The sequence below is a fragment of the Enterobacter cloacae complex sp. IR5450 genome (genome assembly GCF_049238665.1).
Classification (GTDB): Bacteria; Pseudomonadota; Gammaproteobacteria; order Enterobacterales; family Enterobacteriaceae; genus Enterobacter; species Enterobacter hormaechei_C.
Map to the genome: position 1 here is coordinate 1 of NZ_JBMKIC010000015.1, position 19061 is coordinate 19061.

General features: G+C 56.6%; 18 protein-coding genes. 15 read left to right on the forward strand and 3 right to left on the reverse strand.

What is annotated here, in order from left to right; translation table 11 throughout:
* Window positions 1-154: 154 nt before the first annotated feature.
* Window positions 155-958, reverse strand: a complete 804-nt coding sequence (locus ACOTYB_RS13095) for a DeoR family transcriptional regulator (protein WP_003861724.1) — start codon at window positions 956-958, stop codon at window positions 155-157.
* 239 nt (window positions 959-1197) lie between these two features.
* On the opposite strand from ACOTYB_RS13095, the gene kbaZ reads away from it, so the two are divergent.
* The 11 genes from kbaZ (at window position 1198) to ACOTYB_RS13150 (ending at window position 13292) form a co-directional block, all read left to right on the forward strand.
* Window positions 1198-2505 (forward strand): tagatose-bisphosphate aldolase subunit KbaZ, encoded by a 1308-nt coding sequence (kbaZ, locus tag ACOTYB_RS13100; RefSeq protein WP_421765820.1) that lies wholly within the window; start codon window positions 1198-1200, stop codon window positions 2503-2505.
* 19 nt (window positions 2506-2524) lie between these two features.
* Window positions 2525-2998, forward strand: a complete 474-nt coding sequence (agaV, locus tag ACOTYB_RS13105) for a PTS N-acetylgalactosamine transporter subunit IIB (RefSeq protein WP_003861728.1) — start codon at window positions 2525-2527, stop codon at window positions 2996-2998.
* Between the two features lie 10 nt (window positions 2999-3008).
* Window positions 3009-3788 carry a PTS N-acetylgalactosamine transporter subunit IIC gene (agaW, locus tag ACOTYB_RS13110; RefSeq protein ID WP_003861730.1) on the forward strand — a complete coding sequence of 260 codons (780 nt, stop codon included), beginning with the start codon at window positions 3009-3011 and terminating at the stop codon, window positions 3786-3788.
* Window positions 3778-4656 carry a PTS N-acetylgalactosamine transporter subunit IID gene (agaE, locus tag ACOTYB_RS13115; protein ID WP_022651905.1) on the forward strand — a complete coding sequence of 293 codons (879 nt, stop codon included), beginning with the start codon at window positions 3778-3780 and terminating at the stop codon, window positions 4654-4656. The genes agaW and agaE overlap by 11 nt, the downstream gene beginning before the upstream one ends.
* Window positions 4657-4673: 17 nt before the next feature.
* On the forward strand, window positions 4674-5108 hold the full coding sequence (agaF, locus tag ACOTYB_RS13120; RefSeq protein ID WP_003861734.1) for a PTS galactosamine/N-acetylgalactosamine transporter subunit IIA: 435 nt from the start codon (window positions 4674-4676) through the stop codon (window positions 5106-5108).
* Window positions 5105-6238, forward strand: a complete 1134-nt coding sequence (nagA, locus tag ACOTYB_RS13125) for an N-acetylglucosamine-6-phosphate deacetylase (protein WP_058648362.1) — start codon at window positions 5105-5107, stop codon at window positions 6236-6238. The genes agaF and nagA overlap by 4 nt, the downstream gene beginning before the upstream one ends.
* A gap of 246 nt (window positions 6239-6484) precedes the next feature.
* The gene (locus ACOTYB_RS13130) at window positions 6485-7627 is read left to right on the forward strand and encodes an SIS domain-containing protein (protein WP_003861737.1); all 1143 of its coding nucleotides are present in this window, start codon (window positions 6485-6487) and stop codon (window positions 7625-7627) included.
* Between the two features lie 12 nt (window positions 7628-7639).
* Window positions 7640-8512 (forward strand): tagatose-bisphosphate aldolase subunit KbaY, encoded by an 873-nt coding sequence (gene kbaY / locus ACOTYB_RS13135; protein WP_003861740.1) that lies wholly within the window; start codon window positions 7640-7642, stop codon window positions 8510-8512.
* Window positions 8513-8629: 117 nt separating this feature from the next.
* Entirely contained in the window at window positions 8630-10201 is a 1572-nt protein-coding gene (malX, locus tag ACOTYB_RS13140) for a maltose/glucose-specific PTS transporter subunit IIBC (protein ID WP_126525085.1), read from the forward strand.
* 12 nt (window positions 10202-10213) lie between these two features.
* Window positions 10214-11386: a MalY/PatB family protein gene (locus tag ACOTYB_RS13145; RefSeq protein WP_023314897.1), complete on the forward strand. Its 1173-nt coding sequence runs from the start codon at window positions 10214-10216 to the stop codon at window positions 11384-11386.
* Between the two features lie 16 nt (window positions 11387-11402).
* Entirely contained in the window at window positions 11403-13292 is a 1890-nt protein-coding gene (locus ACOTYB_RS13150) for an enterotoxin (RefSeq protein ID WP_023323780.1), read from the forward strand.
* A gap of 67 nt (window positions 13293-13359) precedes the next feature.
* On the opposite strand, the gene rsmI is transcribed toward ACOTYB_RS13150, so the two are convergent.
* A complete protein-coding gene (gene rsmI, locus ACOTYB_RS13155; protein WP_000809144.1) occupies window positions 13360-14223 on the reverse strand; it encodes a 16S rRNA (cytidine(1402)-2'-O)-methyltransferase in 864 nt (287 codons plus the stop codon).
* A 61-nt stretch (window positions 14224-14284) separates the two neighbouring features.
* On the opposite strand from rsmI, the gene ACOTYB_RS13160 reads away from it, so the two are divergent.
* The 4 genes from ACOTYB_RS13160 to dolP are packed head-to-tail and all read left to right on the forward strand — an operon-like array spanning window position 14285 to window position 17973.
* On the forward strand, window positions 14285-16423 hold the full coding sequence (locus ACOTYB_RS13160) for a penicillin-binding protein activator (RefSeq protein WP_421765821.1): 2139 nt from the start codon (window positions 14285-14287) through the stop codon (window positions 16421-16423).
* Window positions 16381-16776 carry a YraN family protein gene (locus ACOTYB_RS13165; RefSeq protein WP_003861751.1) on the forward strand — a complete coding sequence of 132 codons (396 nt, stop codon included), beginning with the start codon at window positions 16381-16383 and terminating at the stop codon, window positions 16774-16776. The genes ACOTYB_RS13160 and ACOTYB_RS13165 overlap by 43 nt, the downstream gene beginning before the upstream one ends.
* A 21-nt stretch (window positions 16777-16797) precedes the next feature.
* Complete coding sequence (diaA, locus tag ACOTYB_RS13170) at window positions 16798-17388, forward strand: DnaA initiator-associating protein DiaA (RefSeq protein ID WP_003861754.1); 591 nt, start codon at window positions 16798-16800, stop codon at window positions 17386-17388.
* 9 nt (window positions 17389-17397) lie between these two features.
* Window positions 17398-17973, forward strand: a complete 576-nt coding sequence (gene dolP / locus ACOTYB_RS13175) for a division/outer membrane stress-associated lipid-binding lipoprotein (protein ID WP_003861756.1) — start codon at window positions 17398-17400, stop codon at window positions 17971-17973.
* Window positions 17974-18023: 50 nt separating this feature from the next.
* On the opposite strand, the gene ACOTYB_RS13180 is transcribed toward dolP, so the two are convergent.
* The gene (locus ACOTYB_RS13180) at window positions 18024-19061 is read right to left on the reverse strand and encodes a permease (RefSeq protein WP_047054277.1); all 1038 of its coding nucleotides are present in this window, start codon (window positions 19059-19061) and stop codon (window positions 18024-18026) included.

Consider the following 19061-nt stretch of genomic DNA (forward strand, 5'->3'; position numbering starts at 1 on the left):
GGCCTACAGGAAACGCCTCAGCGATTTACAGCCGGACCGAGGCATCGCTGAAAGCCCTCAGTTATTCTGAGGCAACGTTATAGTTTTTGCTTTCAAATTACTGGGGAACCCTCTCCCCTATGGGGAGAGGGTTAGGGTGAGGGGAAAAGCCTCTTTAGACCAGCACCACATCGATCCCGCTTTTGCGTAACCCTTCCAGGCTTTCCGCCGGAATGCCTTCATCAACAATAATCATGTCGATTCGCTGAGTATCAATGATTTTATGCAGGCTTGAACGGTTAAACTTGCTGGAGTCAGTGACAACGATAATACGCTCCGCCACCTCGCACATTTTGCGGTTCAGACGGGCTTCATCCTCGTTGTGCGTACTCACCCCCCGGTCGAGATCGATGGCATCGACGCCCAGGAACAGCAGGTCAAAATGGTAATTCTGTAAGGACTGCTCCGCCTGGTCGCCGTAGAAGGACTGTGACTGACGGCGCAAATGCCCGCCGGTCATCAGCAGCTCTACGCCTTCCGCTTCCAGTAGCGCGTTTGCCACGTTCATCCCGTTGGTCATGGCAATGACATCGGTGTGCTGGCGCAGCATGCGGGCAATTTCAAAGGTTGTGGTGCCGGAGTCCAGAATAATGCGGTGACCCGGCTTCACCAGTTCAACCGCCGCCTGCGCGATGCTGCGCTTCACTGCCGTATTAAGGGAACTTTTGTCCTCAACGGATGGCTCCACGCCGGGGGCATTGCCTTCGCAAATCAGCGCGCCGCCGTAAGCGCGAACGGCAATCCCCTGCTTTTCCAGAAAGGCCAGATCGTTACGGATCGTCACCGTCGACACGCCGAATAAAAGAGAAAGATCGTTAACCTGCACGCTTCCCTGCGCCCGCAACCGCTGAATGATCTGCTCTCGCCTTTCACTGGTGCCGGTGATGCGCTTCTCTGCGGATGAATCGGTGCTGCTCATACGAGCTCCTTAGTAAATAAACTTTCGTTTCATTTCGTTTTTCTTATTAACGCCTTTCTTTTGAGGGAATGCAAGCCCTGTATGGTAGGCGGACGCAAGCTTAATCGCCGCTGAAACCTTTCATTATGTTTCTTTTGTGAAACAGATAGGAAAACTATTATCTTTCGTTTTATTTTTACATCACCATAATGCAGTATCAAATGAAACAAAACGAAAGATGAATACCAACACCATCCGAAATGGAGAGGAAAGTGAAACATCTGACAGAAATGGTGGAACAACATAAACGGGGGAATACAAACGGGATTTATGCCGTCTGTTCCGCACATCCACTGGTACTTGAAGCTGCAATACGTTACGCCCATTCACAACAGACGCCTCTGCTGATTGAAGCCACCTCAAACCAGGTGGATCAGTTTGGCGGCTATACCGGTATGACGCCCGCCGATTTTTATGGGTTTGTCTGCAAGCTGGCGGGATCCCTCGGTTTCCCCACCTCACAGCTGATCCTTGGCGGCGATTATTTAGGTCCAAACCGCTGGCAAAACCTGCCAGCTTTGCAGGCGATGGCGAACGCCGACGATCTGATCAGAAGCTACGTGGCGGCCGGATTTAAAAAAATTCACCTCGATTGCAGCATGTCCTGCGAAGACGACCCGGTTCCTTTAACCGATGCAATCGTTGCCGGGCGTGCCGCTCGGCTGGCTAAAATTGCCGAAACCACCTGTCTCGAGCAATTTGGCGTAGCCGATCTGGTCTACGTTATCGGCACGGAAGTTCCGGTTCCCGGTGGGGCACACGAGACGCTGACCGAGCTTGAGGTCACCACGCCAGAGGCGGCACGCGCCACGCTTGAGGCACACCGCCACGCATTCGAGAAGGAAGGGTTAAGCGACATCTGGCCGCGCATTATTGGCCTGGTCGTTCAGCCTGGCGTTGAGTTCGACCATGCGCACGTTTGTGACTATCAACCGCATAAAGCCGTCGCGCTGAGCAAGATGGTTGAAGCCTACGACACGCTGGTATTTGAAGCACACTCTACCGATTACCAGACGCCGCAGGCGCTGCGCCAGTTGGTGAAAGATCACTTCGCCATTCTGAAAGTCGGCCCTGCGCTAACCTTCGCGCTGCGCGAAGCGCTGTTCTCACTGGCAGCAATTGAAGAAGAGCTGCTGCCGGCAAAAGCCTGCTCAGGGCTGCGTCACGTCCTGGAAAACGTGATGCTCGATCGCCCGGAATACTGGCAAAGCCACTATCACGGCGACGGCAATGCCCGTCGCCTGGCCCGCGGTTACAGCTATTCCGACCGCGTGCGCTATTACTGGCCAGACAGCCAGATTGACGACGCCTTTGAGCGGCTGGTACGCAACCTGGCGGATGAACCGATCCCGCTGCCGCTGATCAGCCAGTATCTGCCGTTGCAGTACAGCAAAGTTCGCGATGGTGCTCTCAGCTCCACACCACGGGAACTCATCCTCGACCACATTCAGGACATACTCCATCAGTACCATGCCGCCTGCGAAGGCGTAACGACTCAACACGCATAATTAAAAAGAGGAAAACGCTATGCCAAACATTGTCTTATGCCGCATTGATGAACGCCTGATCCACGGTCAGGTGGGCGTACAGTGGGTGGGGTTTGCGGGGGCGAACCTGGTGCTGGTGGCAAATGACGAGGTTGCAGACGATCCGGTTCAGCAAAACCTGATGGAGATGGTGCTTGCGGAAGGCATCGCCGTGCGTTTCTGGTCTCTGCAAAAAGTGATCGACAACATTCATCGCGCCGCCGACCGGCAGAAAATTCTGCTGGTCTGTAAAACACCGGCTGATTTTTTAACGCTGGTCGAGGGCGGCGTGCCCATCACCCGTATTAACGTCGGAAATATGCATTACGCCAGTGGCAAACAGCAAATTGCCAAAACGGTATCTGTAGACGCGAACGATATCGCCGCGTTTAACGGCCTGAAGGCGGCCGGAGTGGAATGCTTCGTTCAGGGCGTTCCAACAGAGACTGCTTTGGATCTCTTTAAACTGCTCTGAGGGATTCACAATGGAAATCAGTCTGTTGCAGGCTTTCGCGCTGGGGCTTCTCGCCTTTATAGCGGGCCTGGATATGTTTAACGGCTTAACACACATGCACCGTCCAGTGGTGCTCGGGCCACTGGTTGGCCTGATTCTGGGCGATTTGCACACCGGAATTCTGACCGGCGGTACGTTAGAACTGGTCTGGATGGGACTCGCGCCGCTGGCGGGCGCGCAGCCGCCAAACGTGATTATCGGCACCATCGTTGGCACCACATTTGCCATTACTACAGGCGTGAAGCCGGATGTCGCCGTTGGGGTCGCCGTGCCGTTTGCCGTGGCGGTTCAGATGGGGATCACCTTCCTCTTCTCGGTGATGTCCGGCGTGATGTCCCGCTGCGATCGCATGGCGGCTAACGCAGACACCCGTGGTATTGAACGGGTCAACTATCTTGCACTGCTGGCGCTCGGCGTCTTCTACTTCCTGTGCGCATTTCTGCCCATCTACTTCGGCGCTGAACATGCGAAAACCGCCATTGACGTGCTGCCGGAACGTCTGATCGACGGTCTCGGCGTCGCGGGCGGCATCATGCCAGCGATCGGCTTCGCCGTGCTACTGAAGATCATGATGAAAAACGTTTACATCCCTTACTTCATTATCGGCTTTGTCGCCGCGGCCTGGCTGAAACTCCCGGTGCTGGCGATTGCCGCGGCTGCACTGGCGATGGCGCTGATCGACCTGCTGCGCAAATCGCCTGAACCCACGGCGCCTGCGGCCCAGAAAGAGGAATTTGAAGATGGCATCTAATCACACCACCCTGCCGGGCGTGTCTGAAAGTGAAGAGACACTGCTGACCGGCGTGAATGAAAACGTCTACGAAGATCAGAGTATTGGCGCTGAGCTAACGAAAAAGGATATTAACCGTGTCGCCTGGCGTTCCATGCTGCTACAGGCCTCGTTTAACTACGAGCGTATGCAGGCCTCCGGCTGGCTGTATGGGCTACTGCCCGCCCTGAAAAAGATCCACACCAATAAGCGGGACCTGGCGCGCGCCATGAAAGGCCATATGGGCTTCTTTAACACCCACCCGTTCCTGGTGACCTTCGTCATCGGCATTATTCTGGCAATGGAGCGTTCCAAGCAGGATGTGAACAGCATCCAGAGCACTAAAATTGCCGTCGGCGCACCGCTCGGTGGCATTGGTGACGCCATGTTCTGGCTGACCCTGCTGCCCATCTGCGGGGGGATTGGCGCCAGCCTGGCGCTACAGGGATCCATTCTTGGCGCGGTGGTCTTTATCGTTCTGTTTAACGTGGTGCATCTCGGCCTGCGTTTTGGTCTGGCGCACTATGCCTACCGAATGGGTGTCGCCGCGATCCCGCTGATCAAGGCCAACACCAAAAAGGTTGGTCATGCTGCGTCCATTGTCGGAATGACAGTGATTGGCGCGCTGGTGGCAACCTATGTGCGCCTGAATACCACACTCGAGATTAAAGCCGGGGACGCGGTCGTCAAACTGCAAACCGATGTGATCGACAAACTGATGCCCGCCTTTCTGCCGCTGGTCTACACCCTGATCATGTTCTGGCTGGTACGCCGTGGCTGGAGCCCACTGCGCCTGATTGGTATCACCGTGGTGCTGGGCGTTGTCGGTAAATTCTGTCACTTCCTGTAAAAAGCAAAGAGGTTGCGATGTTAGGCATTATTTTGACGGGTCACGGCGGTTTTGCCAGCGGCCTGCAACAGGCGATGAAGCAAATCCTCGGCGAACAGCCGCAGTTTATCGCCATCGATTTTCCGGAAAGCTCCACCACTGCGCGGCTGACCGCGCAGCTTGAGCAGGCAGTGAATGAACTGGATGCAGAGCACGATATCGTGTTTCTCACCGATCTTCTCGGCGGTACGCCGTTTCGTGTGGCCTCTACCCTCGCGATGCAGCGCCCCGGCAGCGAAGTGATTACCGGCACCAATCTCCAGCTTTTGCTGGAGATGGTTCTGGAGCGCGACGGATTAAGCAGTGAAGCCTTTCGTTTGCAGGCGCTGGAGTGCGGCCATCGCGGCCTGACCAGCCTGGTGGATGAACTTGCACGCTGTCGCGAGGAAGCGCCCGCCGAGGAAGGGATATGAGCCAGCTGCTGCGCGCGCGTCGTCTGCTTACCGGGCAAGGCTGGCTGGATGACCATCAGCTGCGTATGGATAGAGGCGTCATCACCGCCATCGAGCCGATTCCGGCAGGGGTTAACACCCGCGAGGCAGACCTGCTTTGCCCGGCATACATTGATATCCACGTCCACGGCGGCGCGGGTGTGGATGTGATGGATGATGCCCCCGACGTGCTGGACCGGTTAGCCTTACATAAAGCGCGTGAAGGCGTAGGGGCGTTTCTGCCTACCACCGTCACCGCTCCGCTGGAGGCGATCCATGGCGCGTTACGGCGCATTGCCCGGCGCTGTCATGCCGGTGGCCCCGGCGCGCAGCTCCTGGGCAGCTATCTGGAAGGCCCGTACTTTACACCGCAGAACAAAGGGGCGCACCCGCCAGAACTGTTTCGCGAGCTGGATCTCGCGGAACTTGATGAGCTGATTGCGGTTTCGCAGAACACGCTGCGGGTGGTGGCGCTTGCTCCGGAAAAAGTGGATGCCCTGAAGGCGATCCATCACCTCAAGCAAAAAGGGATACGCGTCATGCTGGGCCACAGCGCCGCTACATACGCGCAAACCCTGGCCGCATTTGATGCAGGCGCAGACGGGCTGGTGCACTGCTACAACGGCATGACGGGATTACACCACCGGGAGCCGGGCATGGTTGGCGCCGGGCTTACGGACCCACGCGCGTGGCTGGAGCTTATTGCCGACGGGCATCACGTTCATCCTGGAGCCATGCGGCTATGTTGTTGCTGCGCGAAGGATCGTACGGTGCTGATTACCGATGCCATGCAGGCGGCGGGTATGCCTGATGGGCGCTATACGTTGTGTGGTGAAAATGTCGAGATGCAGGGCGGCGTTGTTCGCACGGCCTCGGGCGGGCTGGCGGGCAGCACGCTCGCGCTGGATGCCGCCGTGCGAAATATGGTGGAGCATACGGGGGTCGCCCCAGAAAACGCTATCCATATGGCCTCGCTGCATCCCGCCCGTCTGCTCGGTATGGATCACCTGCTGGGATCGTTAGCACCAGGCAAACGCGCCAATATTATTGCGCTCGATGCGGGTTTACACCTCCGGCAGATCTGGATCCAGGGTCAGGCTCTTTCCCTGTAGCCCCTTCACAGTGTGCTCTGTTGGCCTTACGGAAGACGATCGTAAGGCCTTTCTTTTCCTTTCCTTGATCTTTGCCTTTCCTTTCGCGATCACACTTTTCGTTTTATTTCTTTTTCGCCATTGAACTTTCGATTTCTTTTCTATAGATTTTCTTTAACTGCTAAAGTAAACAAGTGAAACGAAACGAAAGATAGCGACACATTTGCCAGCGTCTGATGTGGAATTCACACGACTAAGGACTGAGTTATGCCACAAACCACTACCACCACCGGCACCTGGACCGAAAAAGAGATCCGCCAGCAGCCAGCCAGCTGGCTTCGCTCGCTCAACAATATTGATAATCTGCGCGCGTCGATCGACAGTTTTCTGACGCCACTGTTGCGCAAGCCCGATCTGCGGATCGTTCTGACCGGCGCGGGTACGTCTGCGTTTATCGGCGACATCATTGCGCCATGGCTTGCCAGCCACACGAGAAAAAATATCACCGCGATACCTACGACCGATCTGGTCACCAACCCGATGGATTACTTCAGCCCTGCGCACCCGCTGCTGCTGGTCTCTTTCGCCCGTTCTGGCAATAGCCCGGAGAGCGTCGCTGCCGTTGAGCTGGCGAATCAGTTTGTTCCGGAGTGCTACCACCTGTCGATCACCTGTAATGAAGCGGGCAGCCTGTATCAGAATGCCGTCGACAGCGATAACGCCTGCGCTCTGCTCATGCCAGCCGAAACGCACGATCGCGGGTTCGCGATGACAAGCAGCATCACCACCATGATGGCGAGCTGCCTGGCGGTATTCGCACCGGAAACGATCAACAGCAAAACGTTCCGCGACGTGTCCGATCGCTGTCAGGCGATCCTCACGTCGCTTGGCGATTTCAGCCCCGGCGTCTTTGGTAACGAACCGTGGAAACGCATTGTTTATCTGGGCAGCGGTGGATTACAGGGCGCCGCACGGGAGTCAGCGTTGAAGGTGCTGGAGCTGACCGCCGGCAAGCTGGCGGCATTCTACGATTCGCCAACGGGTTTCCGTCACGGGCCTAAGTCGCTGGTGGACAACGAAACGCTGGTCGTCGTGTTTGTCTCCAGCCATCCGTACACGCGTCAGTACGATCTGGATCTGCTCGCCGAGCTGCGACGCGATCGTCAGGCTATGCGCGTGGTAGCCATTGCAGCCGAAACGGATCCGGTCATTGAAGCTGGCCCGCATATCCTGCTGCCGCCTTCCCGTTCATTTAACGATATGGAGCAGGCATTCTGCTTCCTGATGTACGCCCAGGTCTTCGCACTGACCCAGTCTCTGCACGTTGGCAATACGCCGGATACGCCATCCGCCAGCGGTACGGTTAACCGTGTGGTCCAGGGCGTCGTTATTCATCCGTGGCAGGCTTAAGAGGACAGGCTCATGAGTATTATTTCTACCAAATATCTTTTGCAGGACGCACAGGCGAAGGGCTATGCCGTTCCGGCCTTTAACATCCATAACGCCGAGACGATCCAGGCGATCCTCGAAGTCTGTAGCGAAATGCGATCGCCGGTGATCCTCGCGGGTACGCCGGGGACGTTTAAACATATTGCGCTGGAAGAGATTTACGCCTTGTGCAGCGCGTATTCCCTTACTTATGACATGCCGCTGGCGCTACACCTCGATCACCACGAATCGCTGGACGACATTCGCCGCAAAGTCCATGCCGGCGTACGTAGCGCAATGATCGACGGTAGCCATTACCCCTTCGAACAAAACGTCAAGCTGGTGAAATCGGTCGTCGATTTCTGCCACCTCAACGACTGTAGCGTCGAGGCCGAACTGGGCCGACTGGGTGGGGTGGAAGATGACATGAGCGTCGACGCCGAAAGCGCGTTCCTGACCGACCCGCAGGAAGCAAAACGCTTTGTCGAACTGACAGGCGTGGACAGCCTCGCCGTTGCCATCGGTACCGCGCACGGTCTCTATACCAAACGCCCAAAAATCGACTTCCAGCGGCTGGCCGAGATCCGCGAGGTAGTGACAGTGCCGCTGGTGCTGCATGGTGCAAGCGATGTGCCGGATGAGGATGTGCGCCGCACCATTGAGCTGGGCGTCTGCAAAGTTAACGTCGCAACAGAGCTGAAAATCGCCTTCTCTGACGCAGTCAAAGCCTGGTTTGCCGAGAACCCACAGGGCAACGATCCGCGCTTCTACATGCGCGTCGGCATGGATGCCATGAAAGAGGTGGTCAGAAGCAAAATCACCGTTTGCGGCTCGGCGAACCGGCTGCTGCTTCCGGCTGAAGCCTGAACCCATCGCGCATAACGTTAGTACCTAAAAAAATAACTATAAGCCTCGCAAATATGAAGGCGCGTCCTTAAGCCGGACAGCGCCTTCCATTATCCTAAAAATCCGAGGAGTCCCTACATGACACAGGAAAAGTCGTTTAAATCGAAAGCGTGGGAGTTTTTCCAGAGCCTGGGAAAGACGTTTATGTTCCCGGTCTCGCTGTTGGCCTTTATGGGGTTGTTGTTAGGTATCGGTAGTTCTGTCACCAGCCCTTCCACCATCAAAAGTTTTCCCTTTCTGGGCGGCGAGTTAACGCAGCTCACCTTTGGTTTTATCGCCATGGTCGGCGGCTTTGCTTTTACCTACCTGCCGCTGATGTTTGCCATGGCGATCCCGATGGGCCTTGCCAGACGTAATAAAGCGGTGGGCGCTTTTGCCGGATTCGTTGGCTACATGCTGATGAACATGAGCATCAACTACTACCTGACCGCCACCCACCAGCTTGCGGATGCCGCCACCATGAGACAGGTGGGACAATCCATCGTGCTTGGTATTCAAACGCTGGAGATGGGCGTGCTCGGCGGCATTGTGGTAGGGGTGATCACCTACTTCCTGCACGAACGCTTCCAGGACACGGTGCTGCACGACGCGTTTGCCTTCTTTAGCGGCATTCGTTTTGTACCGATTGTTACCGCCCTCACCCTGTCGCTGGTCGGCTTGTTCATCCCCCTGCTGTGGGAATATGTGGCAATGGGCATTGCCGGGATTGGTCATATCATCCAGAGCACCAGCGTCTTTGGGCCGTTCCTGTATGGCGTGGGCGTACTGCTGCTCAAACCTTTTGGCCTGCACCACATCCTGCTGGCGATGGTGCGCTTCACCCCGGCGGGCGGCATTGAGATGGTTAAAGGCCAGGAAGTGGCCGGTGCGCTGAACATTTTCTACGCCGAGCTGAAAGCCGGCCTGCCGTTTAGCCCGCACGTTACGGCATTTTTATCGCAAGGGTTTATGCCGACCTTTATCTTCGGCCTGCCTGCCGTGGCTTACGCTATCTACCGCACCGCGCGTCCGGAAAACCGTCCGGTGATTAAAGGGCTGCTGCTTTCTGGCGTGCTGGTTTCAGTTGTCACGGGTATTTCAGAGCCGATTGAGTTCCTGTTCCTGTTTATTGCCCCTGTGCTTTACGCGTTTCATATCGTTATGTCTGGCCTGGCGCTGATGGTGATGGCGCTCCTCGGCGTCACTATCGGCAACACCGACGGCGGCATTCTGGATCTGCTGATCTTCGGCGTCATGCAGGGGATGGCGACCAAATGGTATCTGCTGTTCCCGGTGGGTATTGCCTGGTTTGCTATCTACTTCTTCGTCTTCCGCTGGTACATCCTCAGGCACGATATTAAAACGCCGGGCCGTGAGGTTGACGCGCAGGGTGCGCTCCAGGCGGTGGAAGCCAATACCCGGGCACGTGGAAAATCAAAATACGATCATGGGCTTATTCTTCGCGCGCTTGGCGGTAAAGAGAATATTGAGTCGCTCGACAACTGCATCACCCGCTTACGTCTGGTGGTGAAAGATATGGGGCTTATCGACCAGCAGGCGCTGAAGGCCGCGGGCGCCTTGTCAGTCGTGGTGCTTGATGCCCACAGCGTTCAGGTGATCATCGGCCCGCAGGTGCAGAGCGTCAAATCCGGCATTGAAGCCTTAATTTAACAGGGGGACGTTGTGTTTGATTTCGACAGAATCATTGAGCGTAAAAGCGATAAATGCCGTAAATGGGATCATGCGTTTGTGTGCTCGCGTTTCGGTGATGTCCCGGAGGGATTTATCCCGCTGTGGATAGCAGACATGGATTTCACCTCGCCACCCGCCGTGATTGAAGGCTTCCAGCGCATCGTGGAGCATGGCACCTTCGGTTACACCTGGTGCTTCGACGAATTCTACGATGCGGTCATCGCCTTCCAGCGCACCCGTCATCAGGTTGAGGTGCATAAGTCATGGATCACCCTGACCTACGGCACCGTTTCCACGCTGCACTATACGGTTCAGGCGTTCTGCAAACCCGGCGACTGCGTGATGATGAACACCCCGGTGTATGACCCATTTGCGATGGCGACACAGCGACAGGGCGTGCGGGTGCTTGCAAATCCGCTGAGCGTGAAGGAAAACCGCTATCACCTGGATTTTAATCTGATTGAAGTTCAGCTCAAAACTCACCGTCCAAAACTGTGGTTCTTCTGCTCGCCGCATAACCCTTCGGGCCGAATCTGGCGCGCGGATGAGATACGCCAGGTGTCCGATCTCTGTAAGCGCTACGGCACGATTCTGGTGGTTGATGAGGTTCACGCCGAGCACATTCTGGACGGTACATTCGTCAGCTGTCTGACTTCGGGCTGTGCCGCCCAGGACAACCTGATTGTGCTGACCTCCCCCAATAAAGCGTTCAACCTTGGCGGGCTAAAAACATCCTACTCGATAATTCCAGACGATTCGCTGCGCCAGCGTTTCCGCCAGCAGCTGGAGAAGAACTCCATTACCTCGCCCAATATCTTCGGCGTGTGGGGAATTATTCTGGCCTATCAGCAGGGTCTGCCATGGCTCGACGCGCTGAATGGTTATCTGCGCGGCAATGCCCGCTACCTTGCGGATGCTATCCAGACCCACTTCCCTGCATGGAAGATGATGAACCCGGAGTCGTCGTATCTCGCCTGGATAGACGTCAGTGCGGACGATCGCAGTGCGACGGCGCTAACCCAACATTTCGCCAAACAGGCTGGCGTGGTCATCGAAGATGGCAGCCACTACGTACAAAACGGCGAAAACTACCTGCGTATTAACTTCGGCACCCAGCGCTACTGGCTGGAACAGTCCATCAACCGAATGCTGAAGCATTACTGATAAGGATCTTACCCCGATGAAAAAAATGCTCACTCTCTCGCTGCTGGCTCTCTGCGTTTCTCATGGCGCGGCGGCAGCAAACTACGCGCTCAGTAACGACAATATTGCCCTTTCGTTTGATGATGCAAATGCAACGGTAGTAGTAACGGACAGCAAATCTAACCATCCGCTCACGCCCCAGGAGCTGTTCTTTCTGACGCTGCCGGATGAAACAAAAATCCACACCGCTGATTTCAAAATCAAGCACGTCGAAAAGCAGGACAATGCGATAGTCATCGACTTTACGCATCCGGATTTTAACGTAACGGTGAAACTGAACCTGGTGAAGGGAAAATACGCCAGCATCGGCTACACCATCGCCGCCGTCGGGCAGCCGCGGGACGTAGCGAAAATTACCTTCTTCCCGACGAAGAAGCAGTCTCAGGCACCTTACGTTGACGGGGCGATTAACAGCTCGCCAATCGTGGCCGACTCGTTCTTCATCCTGCCAGACAAACCGATTGTGAATACTTACGCTTATGAAGCCACCACGAACCTCAACGTGGAGCTGAAAACGCCAATTCTGCCTGAGACACCGGTTAGTTTTACCACCTGGTTCGGCACTTTCCCGGAAACTAATCAGCTGCGCCGCAGCGTAAACCAGTTTATCGATGCCGTGCGTCCGCGGCCTTATAAGCCTTATCTGCACTACAACAGCTGGATGGACATCGGTTTCTTTACCCCTTACTCCGAGCAGGATGTCATTGGGCGGATGGACGAATGGAATAAAGAATTTATTGCCGGACGCGGGGTGGCGCTGGACGCGTTCCTGCTGGACGATGGCTGGGACGATCGCACCGGACGCTGGCTTTTTGGCCCGGCATTCAGCAACGGTTTTGGCAAAGTCAGGGAAAAAGCCGACAGCCTGCACAGCTCGGTTGGGCTGTGGCTTTCTCCGTGGGGCGGATACAACAAGCCGCGCGATATTCGCGTCTCGCATGCAAAAGAGTATGGTTTCGAAACCGTAGACGGCAAGCTGGCGCTGTCAGGGCCGAACTATTTTAAAAACTTTAACGATCAGATCATTAAGCTGATCAAAAACGAGCACATTACCTCGTTCAAGCTCGACGGAATGGGTAACGCCAATTCGCATATCAAGGGCAGCCCATTTGCATCGGATTTTGACGCGTCCATTGCCCTGCTGCACAACATGCGCAGCGCAAACCCGAACCTGTTTATCAACCTGACCACCGGCACCGACGCCAGCCCGTCCTGGCTGTTCTATGCTGATTCAATCTGGCGTCAGGGCGATGATATCAACCTGTACGGCCCCGGCACGCCAGTGCAGCAGTGGATGACCTACCGCGATGCCGAAACCTGGCGATCCATCGTGCGCAAAGGTCCTCTGTTCCCGCTGAACTCACTGATGTACCACGGGATCGTCAGCGCAGAGAACGCTTACTATGGACTCGAGAAAGTGCAAACAGACAGCGATTTTGCCGATCAGGTCTGGAGCTACTTCGCAACCGGAACTCAGCTTCAGGAGCTGTACATCACGCCGTCCATGCTGAATAAGGCGAAGTGGGATACCCTGGCGCAGGCGGCGAAATGGTCGCGTGAGAATGCCAGCGTGCTGGTGGATACTCACTGGATTGGCGGTGACCCAACTTCGCTTCAGGTTTACGGCTGGGCCTCATGGAGTAAAGACAAAGCGATTTTTGGCTTACGCAACCCGTCGGATAAGCCGCAACGTTACTACCTGGATTTAACCAAAGATTTTGAGATCCCGGCAGGAGAGCGTTCGCAGTTTACCCTGAAAGCCGTGTACGGCAGTAATTCGACCGTACCAGAGGAGTATAAAAACGCTGTGGTAATTACGCTGCAACCGCTGGAAACGCTGGTGTTTGAGGCGATGCCGGGGAAATAGTGAGGCTCTGACACGGTGTAGGCCGGGTAAGGCGAAGCCGCCACCCGGCAAAACAGGCGGCAGGGGCTTACTCCCCCTGCTGCTCCAGCGCATATTTATACAGTGCATTTTTCTTCACGCCGTGGATCTCCGCCGCCAGCGCCGCCGCTTTTTTCAGGGGGAGTTCAGCCTGTAGCAGAGCCAGCGTACGCAGCGCATCGGCAGGCAGAGCGTCTTCCTGCGCTTTGTGCCCTTCAACAATCAGCACCATTTCGCCCTTGCGGCGGTTTTCATCCTCTTTCACCCACGCCAGCAGTTCGCCAACCGGCGCACCGTGAATGGTTTCCCACGTTTTGGTCAACTCGCGCGCCAGCACCACGTAGCGCCCTTCGCCCCAGACGGTCACCATATCTTCCAGGCTTTCCAGCAGACGGTGAGTTGATTCGTAGAAGATCAACGTACGCGGTTCAGCTTCCAGATCCTTTAACACATCGCGACGGCCTTTGGATTTAGCAGGCAGGAAGCCTTCGTAGCAGAAACGATCGGACGGCAGGCCCGCAGCGCTTAACGCCGCAATGGCCGCGCACGGCCCCGGCAGCGGCACCACGCGGATGCCTGCTTCACGGCAGGTGCGTACCAGATGGTAGCCCGGATCGTTGATCAGCGGCGTTCCCGCATCGGAGACCAGCGCAATGTTCTGCCCTTCTTTAAGCTTCGCCACCAGCGTTTCGGCTTTTTGTTGCTCATTGTGATCGTGCAGGGCAAACAAACGGGCGTTAATGGCAAAGTGTTGTAGCAGTAAACCGGTATGACGGGTGTCTTCAGCAGCAATTAAATCAACAGCTTGCAATACGGTGAGCGCACGTTGGGTAATATCAGACAAATTCCCGATAGGAGTAGGTACAATATAAAGCTGGCCTTGAGAATTATCTGCCGTTTCGTGTTGTTTCATTGTTTCGTCCGTATTGCCGATTTAATATTGAGCATTGCGTAAAAAAATCACTGGATACAGTATGGTACCGTTAACGTTTCTTCAAAAAAAAGCCGCGCACAGCGTGCCCCTCCTGCTGGCAGCCCTGATCTTTACCGGCTGCGGCACCCAGGCACCTGACCAGAGCACTGCTCATATGCAGGGATCCGCTCAGGCTGATTCTGGCTTTTATCTGCAACAAATGTCGCAGAGTACAAATGATACCAGGATCAACTGGCAATTACTCGCCATTCGTGCACTGCTGAAAGAAGGGAAAACCCAGCAGGCCGCCGAGCTGTTCAGCCAGCTGCCGCAGGATCTTAACGACGCTCAGCGCCATGAGCAGACGCTGCTGTCAGCAGAACTGAAGGTCGCGCAAAAAGATTACGACGGCGCGAAGAAGATCCTCGGCACCATCGATCTCAGCACGCTGGATAAAAACCAGCAGGCCCGTTTCTGGCAGGCCGGTATCACCGCTGAGCAGGGCCGCCCTTCCCTGACGCTACTCCGCGCGCTGATAGCCCAGGAGCCTCTGCTCGCGGGTGCGGACAAGCAGAAAAATATTGATGCAACCTGGCAGGCGCTCGCCTCCATGACCCAGGATCAGGCCAAAGCGCTGGTAATCAACGCCGATGAAAATGTTCTGCAAGGCTGGCTGGATCTGCAACAGATGTGGTTCAACAACCGCAGCGATCCGAACATGCTGAAAGCTGGCATTACCGACTGGCAAAAGCGTTACCCGCAAAACCCGGGAGCGAAAATGCTGCCAACGCAGCTGGTGAACGTGCAAAACTTTAAGCCCGCCTCCACCAGCAAAATCGCCCTACTGCTGCCGTTAAACGGTCAGGCAGCGGTGTTTGGTCGCGCCATTCAGCAAGGTTTCGAAGCCGCGAAAAACGGCACTACCGCCGTCAGCGGTAGCGCGGTTCCGACCCAGGCAGCACAAGCGGCGAATGTGAATGACGTTGTCAGCCCGTCCGCCGCCGAAACCAGCGACCTGACCACCGCGCAAACCCCTGCGCAGGGCACCATGCAGAATCCGGTTACCGCCCCAACGACGCAGCCCGCTCCCCCTGCGCCTGCGGCAACACAGGCCCCGGCTGAAACACCGGCGCCCGCGACGGCAGAACAACCTCAGCCGCAAACCGCGCAGCCGGAACAGCAGCCAGCAACCCAGCCGCAGGCTGTGGCCACCACCAGCGCTAACCCTGGTGCAGAGTTGAAAATCTACGACACCAGCGCTCAGCCGCTTGACCAGGTGCTGGCGCAGGTTCAGCAGGACGGGGCCAGCATCGTTGTCGGTCCGCTGTTGAAAAACAACGTGGAAGCGCTGATGAAGAGCAACACCACGCTGAACGTGCTGGCGCTTAACCAGCCTGAGCAGGTTCAGAACCGCGCCAATATCTGTTACTTCGCCCTCTCTCCGGAGGATGAAGCCCGCGATGCGGCCCGTCATATTCACGAGCAGGGCAAGCAGGCGCCGCTGCTGTTGATCCCACGCAGCACGCTGGGCGATCGCGTTGCCAACGCGTTTGCGCAAGAGTGGCAGACCCTTGGCGGTGGCGTGGTGTTGCAGCAGAAATTTGGCTCAGCTTCCGAACTGAGAGCGGGCGTGAACGGCGGGGCAGGTATTGCCCTCAACGGTAGCCCGGTATCCGCCAGCCTTCCGCAGCAGCAGAGCGTCACCATCGGCGGTCTGACGATCCCAGCGCCCCCTACCGACGCGCAAATCAGCGGCGGCGGTAAAGTGGATTCGGCGTACATCGTCGCTACGCCGGAAGAGATCGCCTTTATCAAACCGATGATCGTCATGCGTAACGGCAGCCAGAGCGGCGCAACGCTCTACGCCAGCTCACGCAGCGCACAGGGTACCGCAGGCCCGGATTTCCGTCTGGAAATGGAAGGACTGCAATACAGCGAGATCCCGATGCTGGCAGGCAGCAACCCGCAGTTGATGCAGCAGGCGCTGGGCGCGGTGCGCAATGACTATTCCCTGGCGCGTCTGTACGCGATGGGCGTCGATGCCTGGGCGCTGGCAAACCACTTCACCCAGATGCGCCAGGTACCGGGCTTCGAGCTTAACGGGAATACCGGCGATCTGACCGCCGATCAGGATTGTGTGATTAACAGGAGGTTATCATGGCTCAAATACCAGCAGGGGCAGATTGTCCCGGCCAGTTAAGCCGTAAACAGACCGGCGACGCGTGGGAGTTAAAGGCGCGTCGCTGGCTTGAAGGCAAAGGACTGCGCTTTGTCGCCGCCAACGTTCGCGGGCGCGGCGGCGAGATTGACCTGATCATGAAAGACGGTCAGACCATCGTGTTTGTTGAAGTTCGCTACCGACAGTCGTCCCGTTTTGGCGGTGCTGCCGCCAGCGTGACGCTCGCCAAACAACAAAAATTATTACAGACTGCCCACTTGTGGCTTGCCCGCCATAATGGGAGTTTTGATACTGTGGATTGCCGTTTCGATGTGGTAGCCTTCACCGGAAATGCGATCGACTGGCTTAAAAACGCGTTTGGCGAAGACGCATAAATAAGATTTTAAAGGGATACCGTGCTCGAACGAATTAAAGTGTGCTTCACAGAAAGCATTCAAACGCAGATTGCCGCGGCGGAAGCCCTTCCGGACGCGATCTCGCGTGCAGCGATGACACTGGTTCAGTCGCTGCTCAACGGCAACAAAATCCTCTGTTGTGGCAATGGCACGTCCGCCGCCAACGCACAGCATTTTGCTGCCAGCATGATTAATCGCTTCGAAACCGAGCGCCCGAGTTTACCTGCCATTGCACTAAACACCGATAACGTGGTCTTAACTGCGATTGCCAACGATCGTCTGCATGACGAAATCTACGCCAAGCAGGTGCGCGCCTTAGGCCATGCCGGAGACGTGCTGCTGGCGATCTCCACGCGCGGTAACAGCCGGGATATCGTTAAAGCGGTTGAAGCGGCAGTGACCCGGGATATGACGATTGTCGCCCTGACCGGTTACGACGGCGGTGAGCTGGCTGGCCTGCTGGGGCCGCAGGATGTGGAGATCCGCATTCCTTCGCACCGTAGCGCCCGCATCCAGGAGATGCATATGCTCACGGTGAACTGCTTATGCGATCTGATCGATAACACGCTTTTCCCTCACCAGGATGATTAAGGAGTTCTCATGAAGGTTTTATCGGCCCTTGCAGTCGTGATGTCTGCATTACTGCTTCAGGGATGCATCGCTGCCGCTGTAGTCGGTACCGCAGCGGTCGGCACCAAAGCAGCGACCGATCCGCGTACCGTTGGGACGCAGGTGGATGACGGTACGCTTGAGCTGCGCGTAAACAGTGCACTGTCGAAAGACGAGCAGATCAAGAAGGAAGCACGCATCAACGTGACGGCTTATCAGGGCAAAGTGCTGCTGGCAGGCCAGGCGCCAAATCCTGAACTCGCCTCGCGCGCCAAACAGATCGCGATGGGTGTGGAAGGCACGGCGGAAGTGTATAACGAGATCCGCCAGGGCCAGCCGATTGGTCTCGGCACCGCGTCATCTGATACCTGGATCACCACCAAAGTGCGTTCCCAGCTGCTGGGTACCGACCAGGTGAAATCCTCAAACGTGAAAGTGACCACGGAGAACGGCGAAGTGTTCCTGCTGGGTCTGGTGACGGAACGTGAAGGGAAAGCGGCAGCGGATATCGCCAGCCGGGTGAGCGGCGTGAAGCACGTCACCACCGCGTTTACTTATATTAAGTAATTCACACCTGACTGTAAGCCCGGTAAGCGCAAGCGCCACCGGGCTTTCTTTCACACAAGCGCCATACTCCCCACAATCACTCCACTCAACGCCACCAGCCCCGCAGTCAGCCACAGCGCTTTCGCCGGGAATGACTTACGCAGCATGATAAGCGACGGCAGGCTCACCGCCGGCAGCGTGATGAGCAGCGCCAGCGCTGGTGCGGTCCCCATACCGGCCATCATCATGGTCTGAATAATCGGGATCTCCGCCGCGGTTGGGATCACGAACAGGCAACCGGCCACCGCCATCGCAATCACCCACATCAGCGTGTTGTCGATAGCGCCATCCGCATGCGGGAACAGCCAGACGCGCGCGGCCCCCAGCACCAGTACGGCCAGGATATAGACCGGAATGGTGCTCCAGAAAAGCTGCCACAGCGCTTTGCCCCAGCGAGCAAAGAAACTGCCCTGCGGCTCGCTGACGTCCAGCTCAACGGAAGCAGACCCGGCCTCGTTGTCTTTCACCAGGTGCTGCACCAGCGTAGCGACAAGCACCACCGTCAGCAGGCCAGCCGCCAGACGGATAAACGTGAAATGCCAGCCGAGAACGAAGCCCATAAACACCAGCGTTGCCGGGTTCAGCAGTGGGTTACCCATCCAGAAGGCAAGCGCGCCGCCCATCGACACGCGCTGTCGGCGCATACCCGCCGCCACCGGTGCGGCGCAGCAGGAACACATCATGCCCGGCAGGGAGAAAATCGTCCCCAGCAGCGTGCCCTGCAAGCGTGGCTGTCCCAGGGTTTTCACCAGCCAGTTACGCGGGATAAGTACCTGAATCAGCGAGCCCAGCAATACGCCCAATACCGCCGCTTTCCAGACGGCAAGAAAATAGACCATTGCGTAATCCCACGCCGCGCGTAGCGGGCTGGAATCGGCCTGCGCGAGAATCGATTTACCGATGCTGTGGGTGTCGGCGGCGGTGAAGGCTTTACCGTAGTACGGCTGCCATTTCACATACCAGAGGCCAATGATGACCACGAGAAAGAAGAGTGCGGGCTTCCACCACTGAACAGGTGTTGCCGCCTGAGATGAAGACTGACCAGTCAT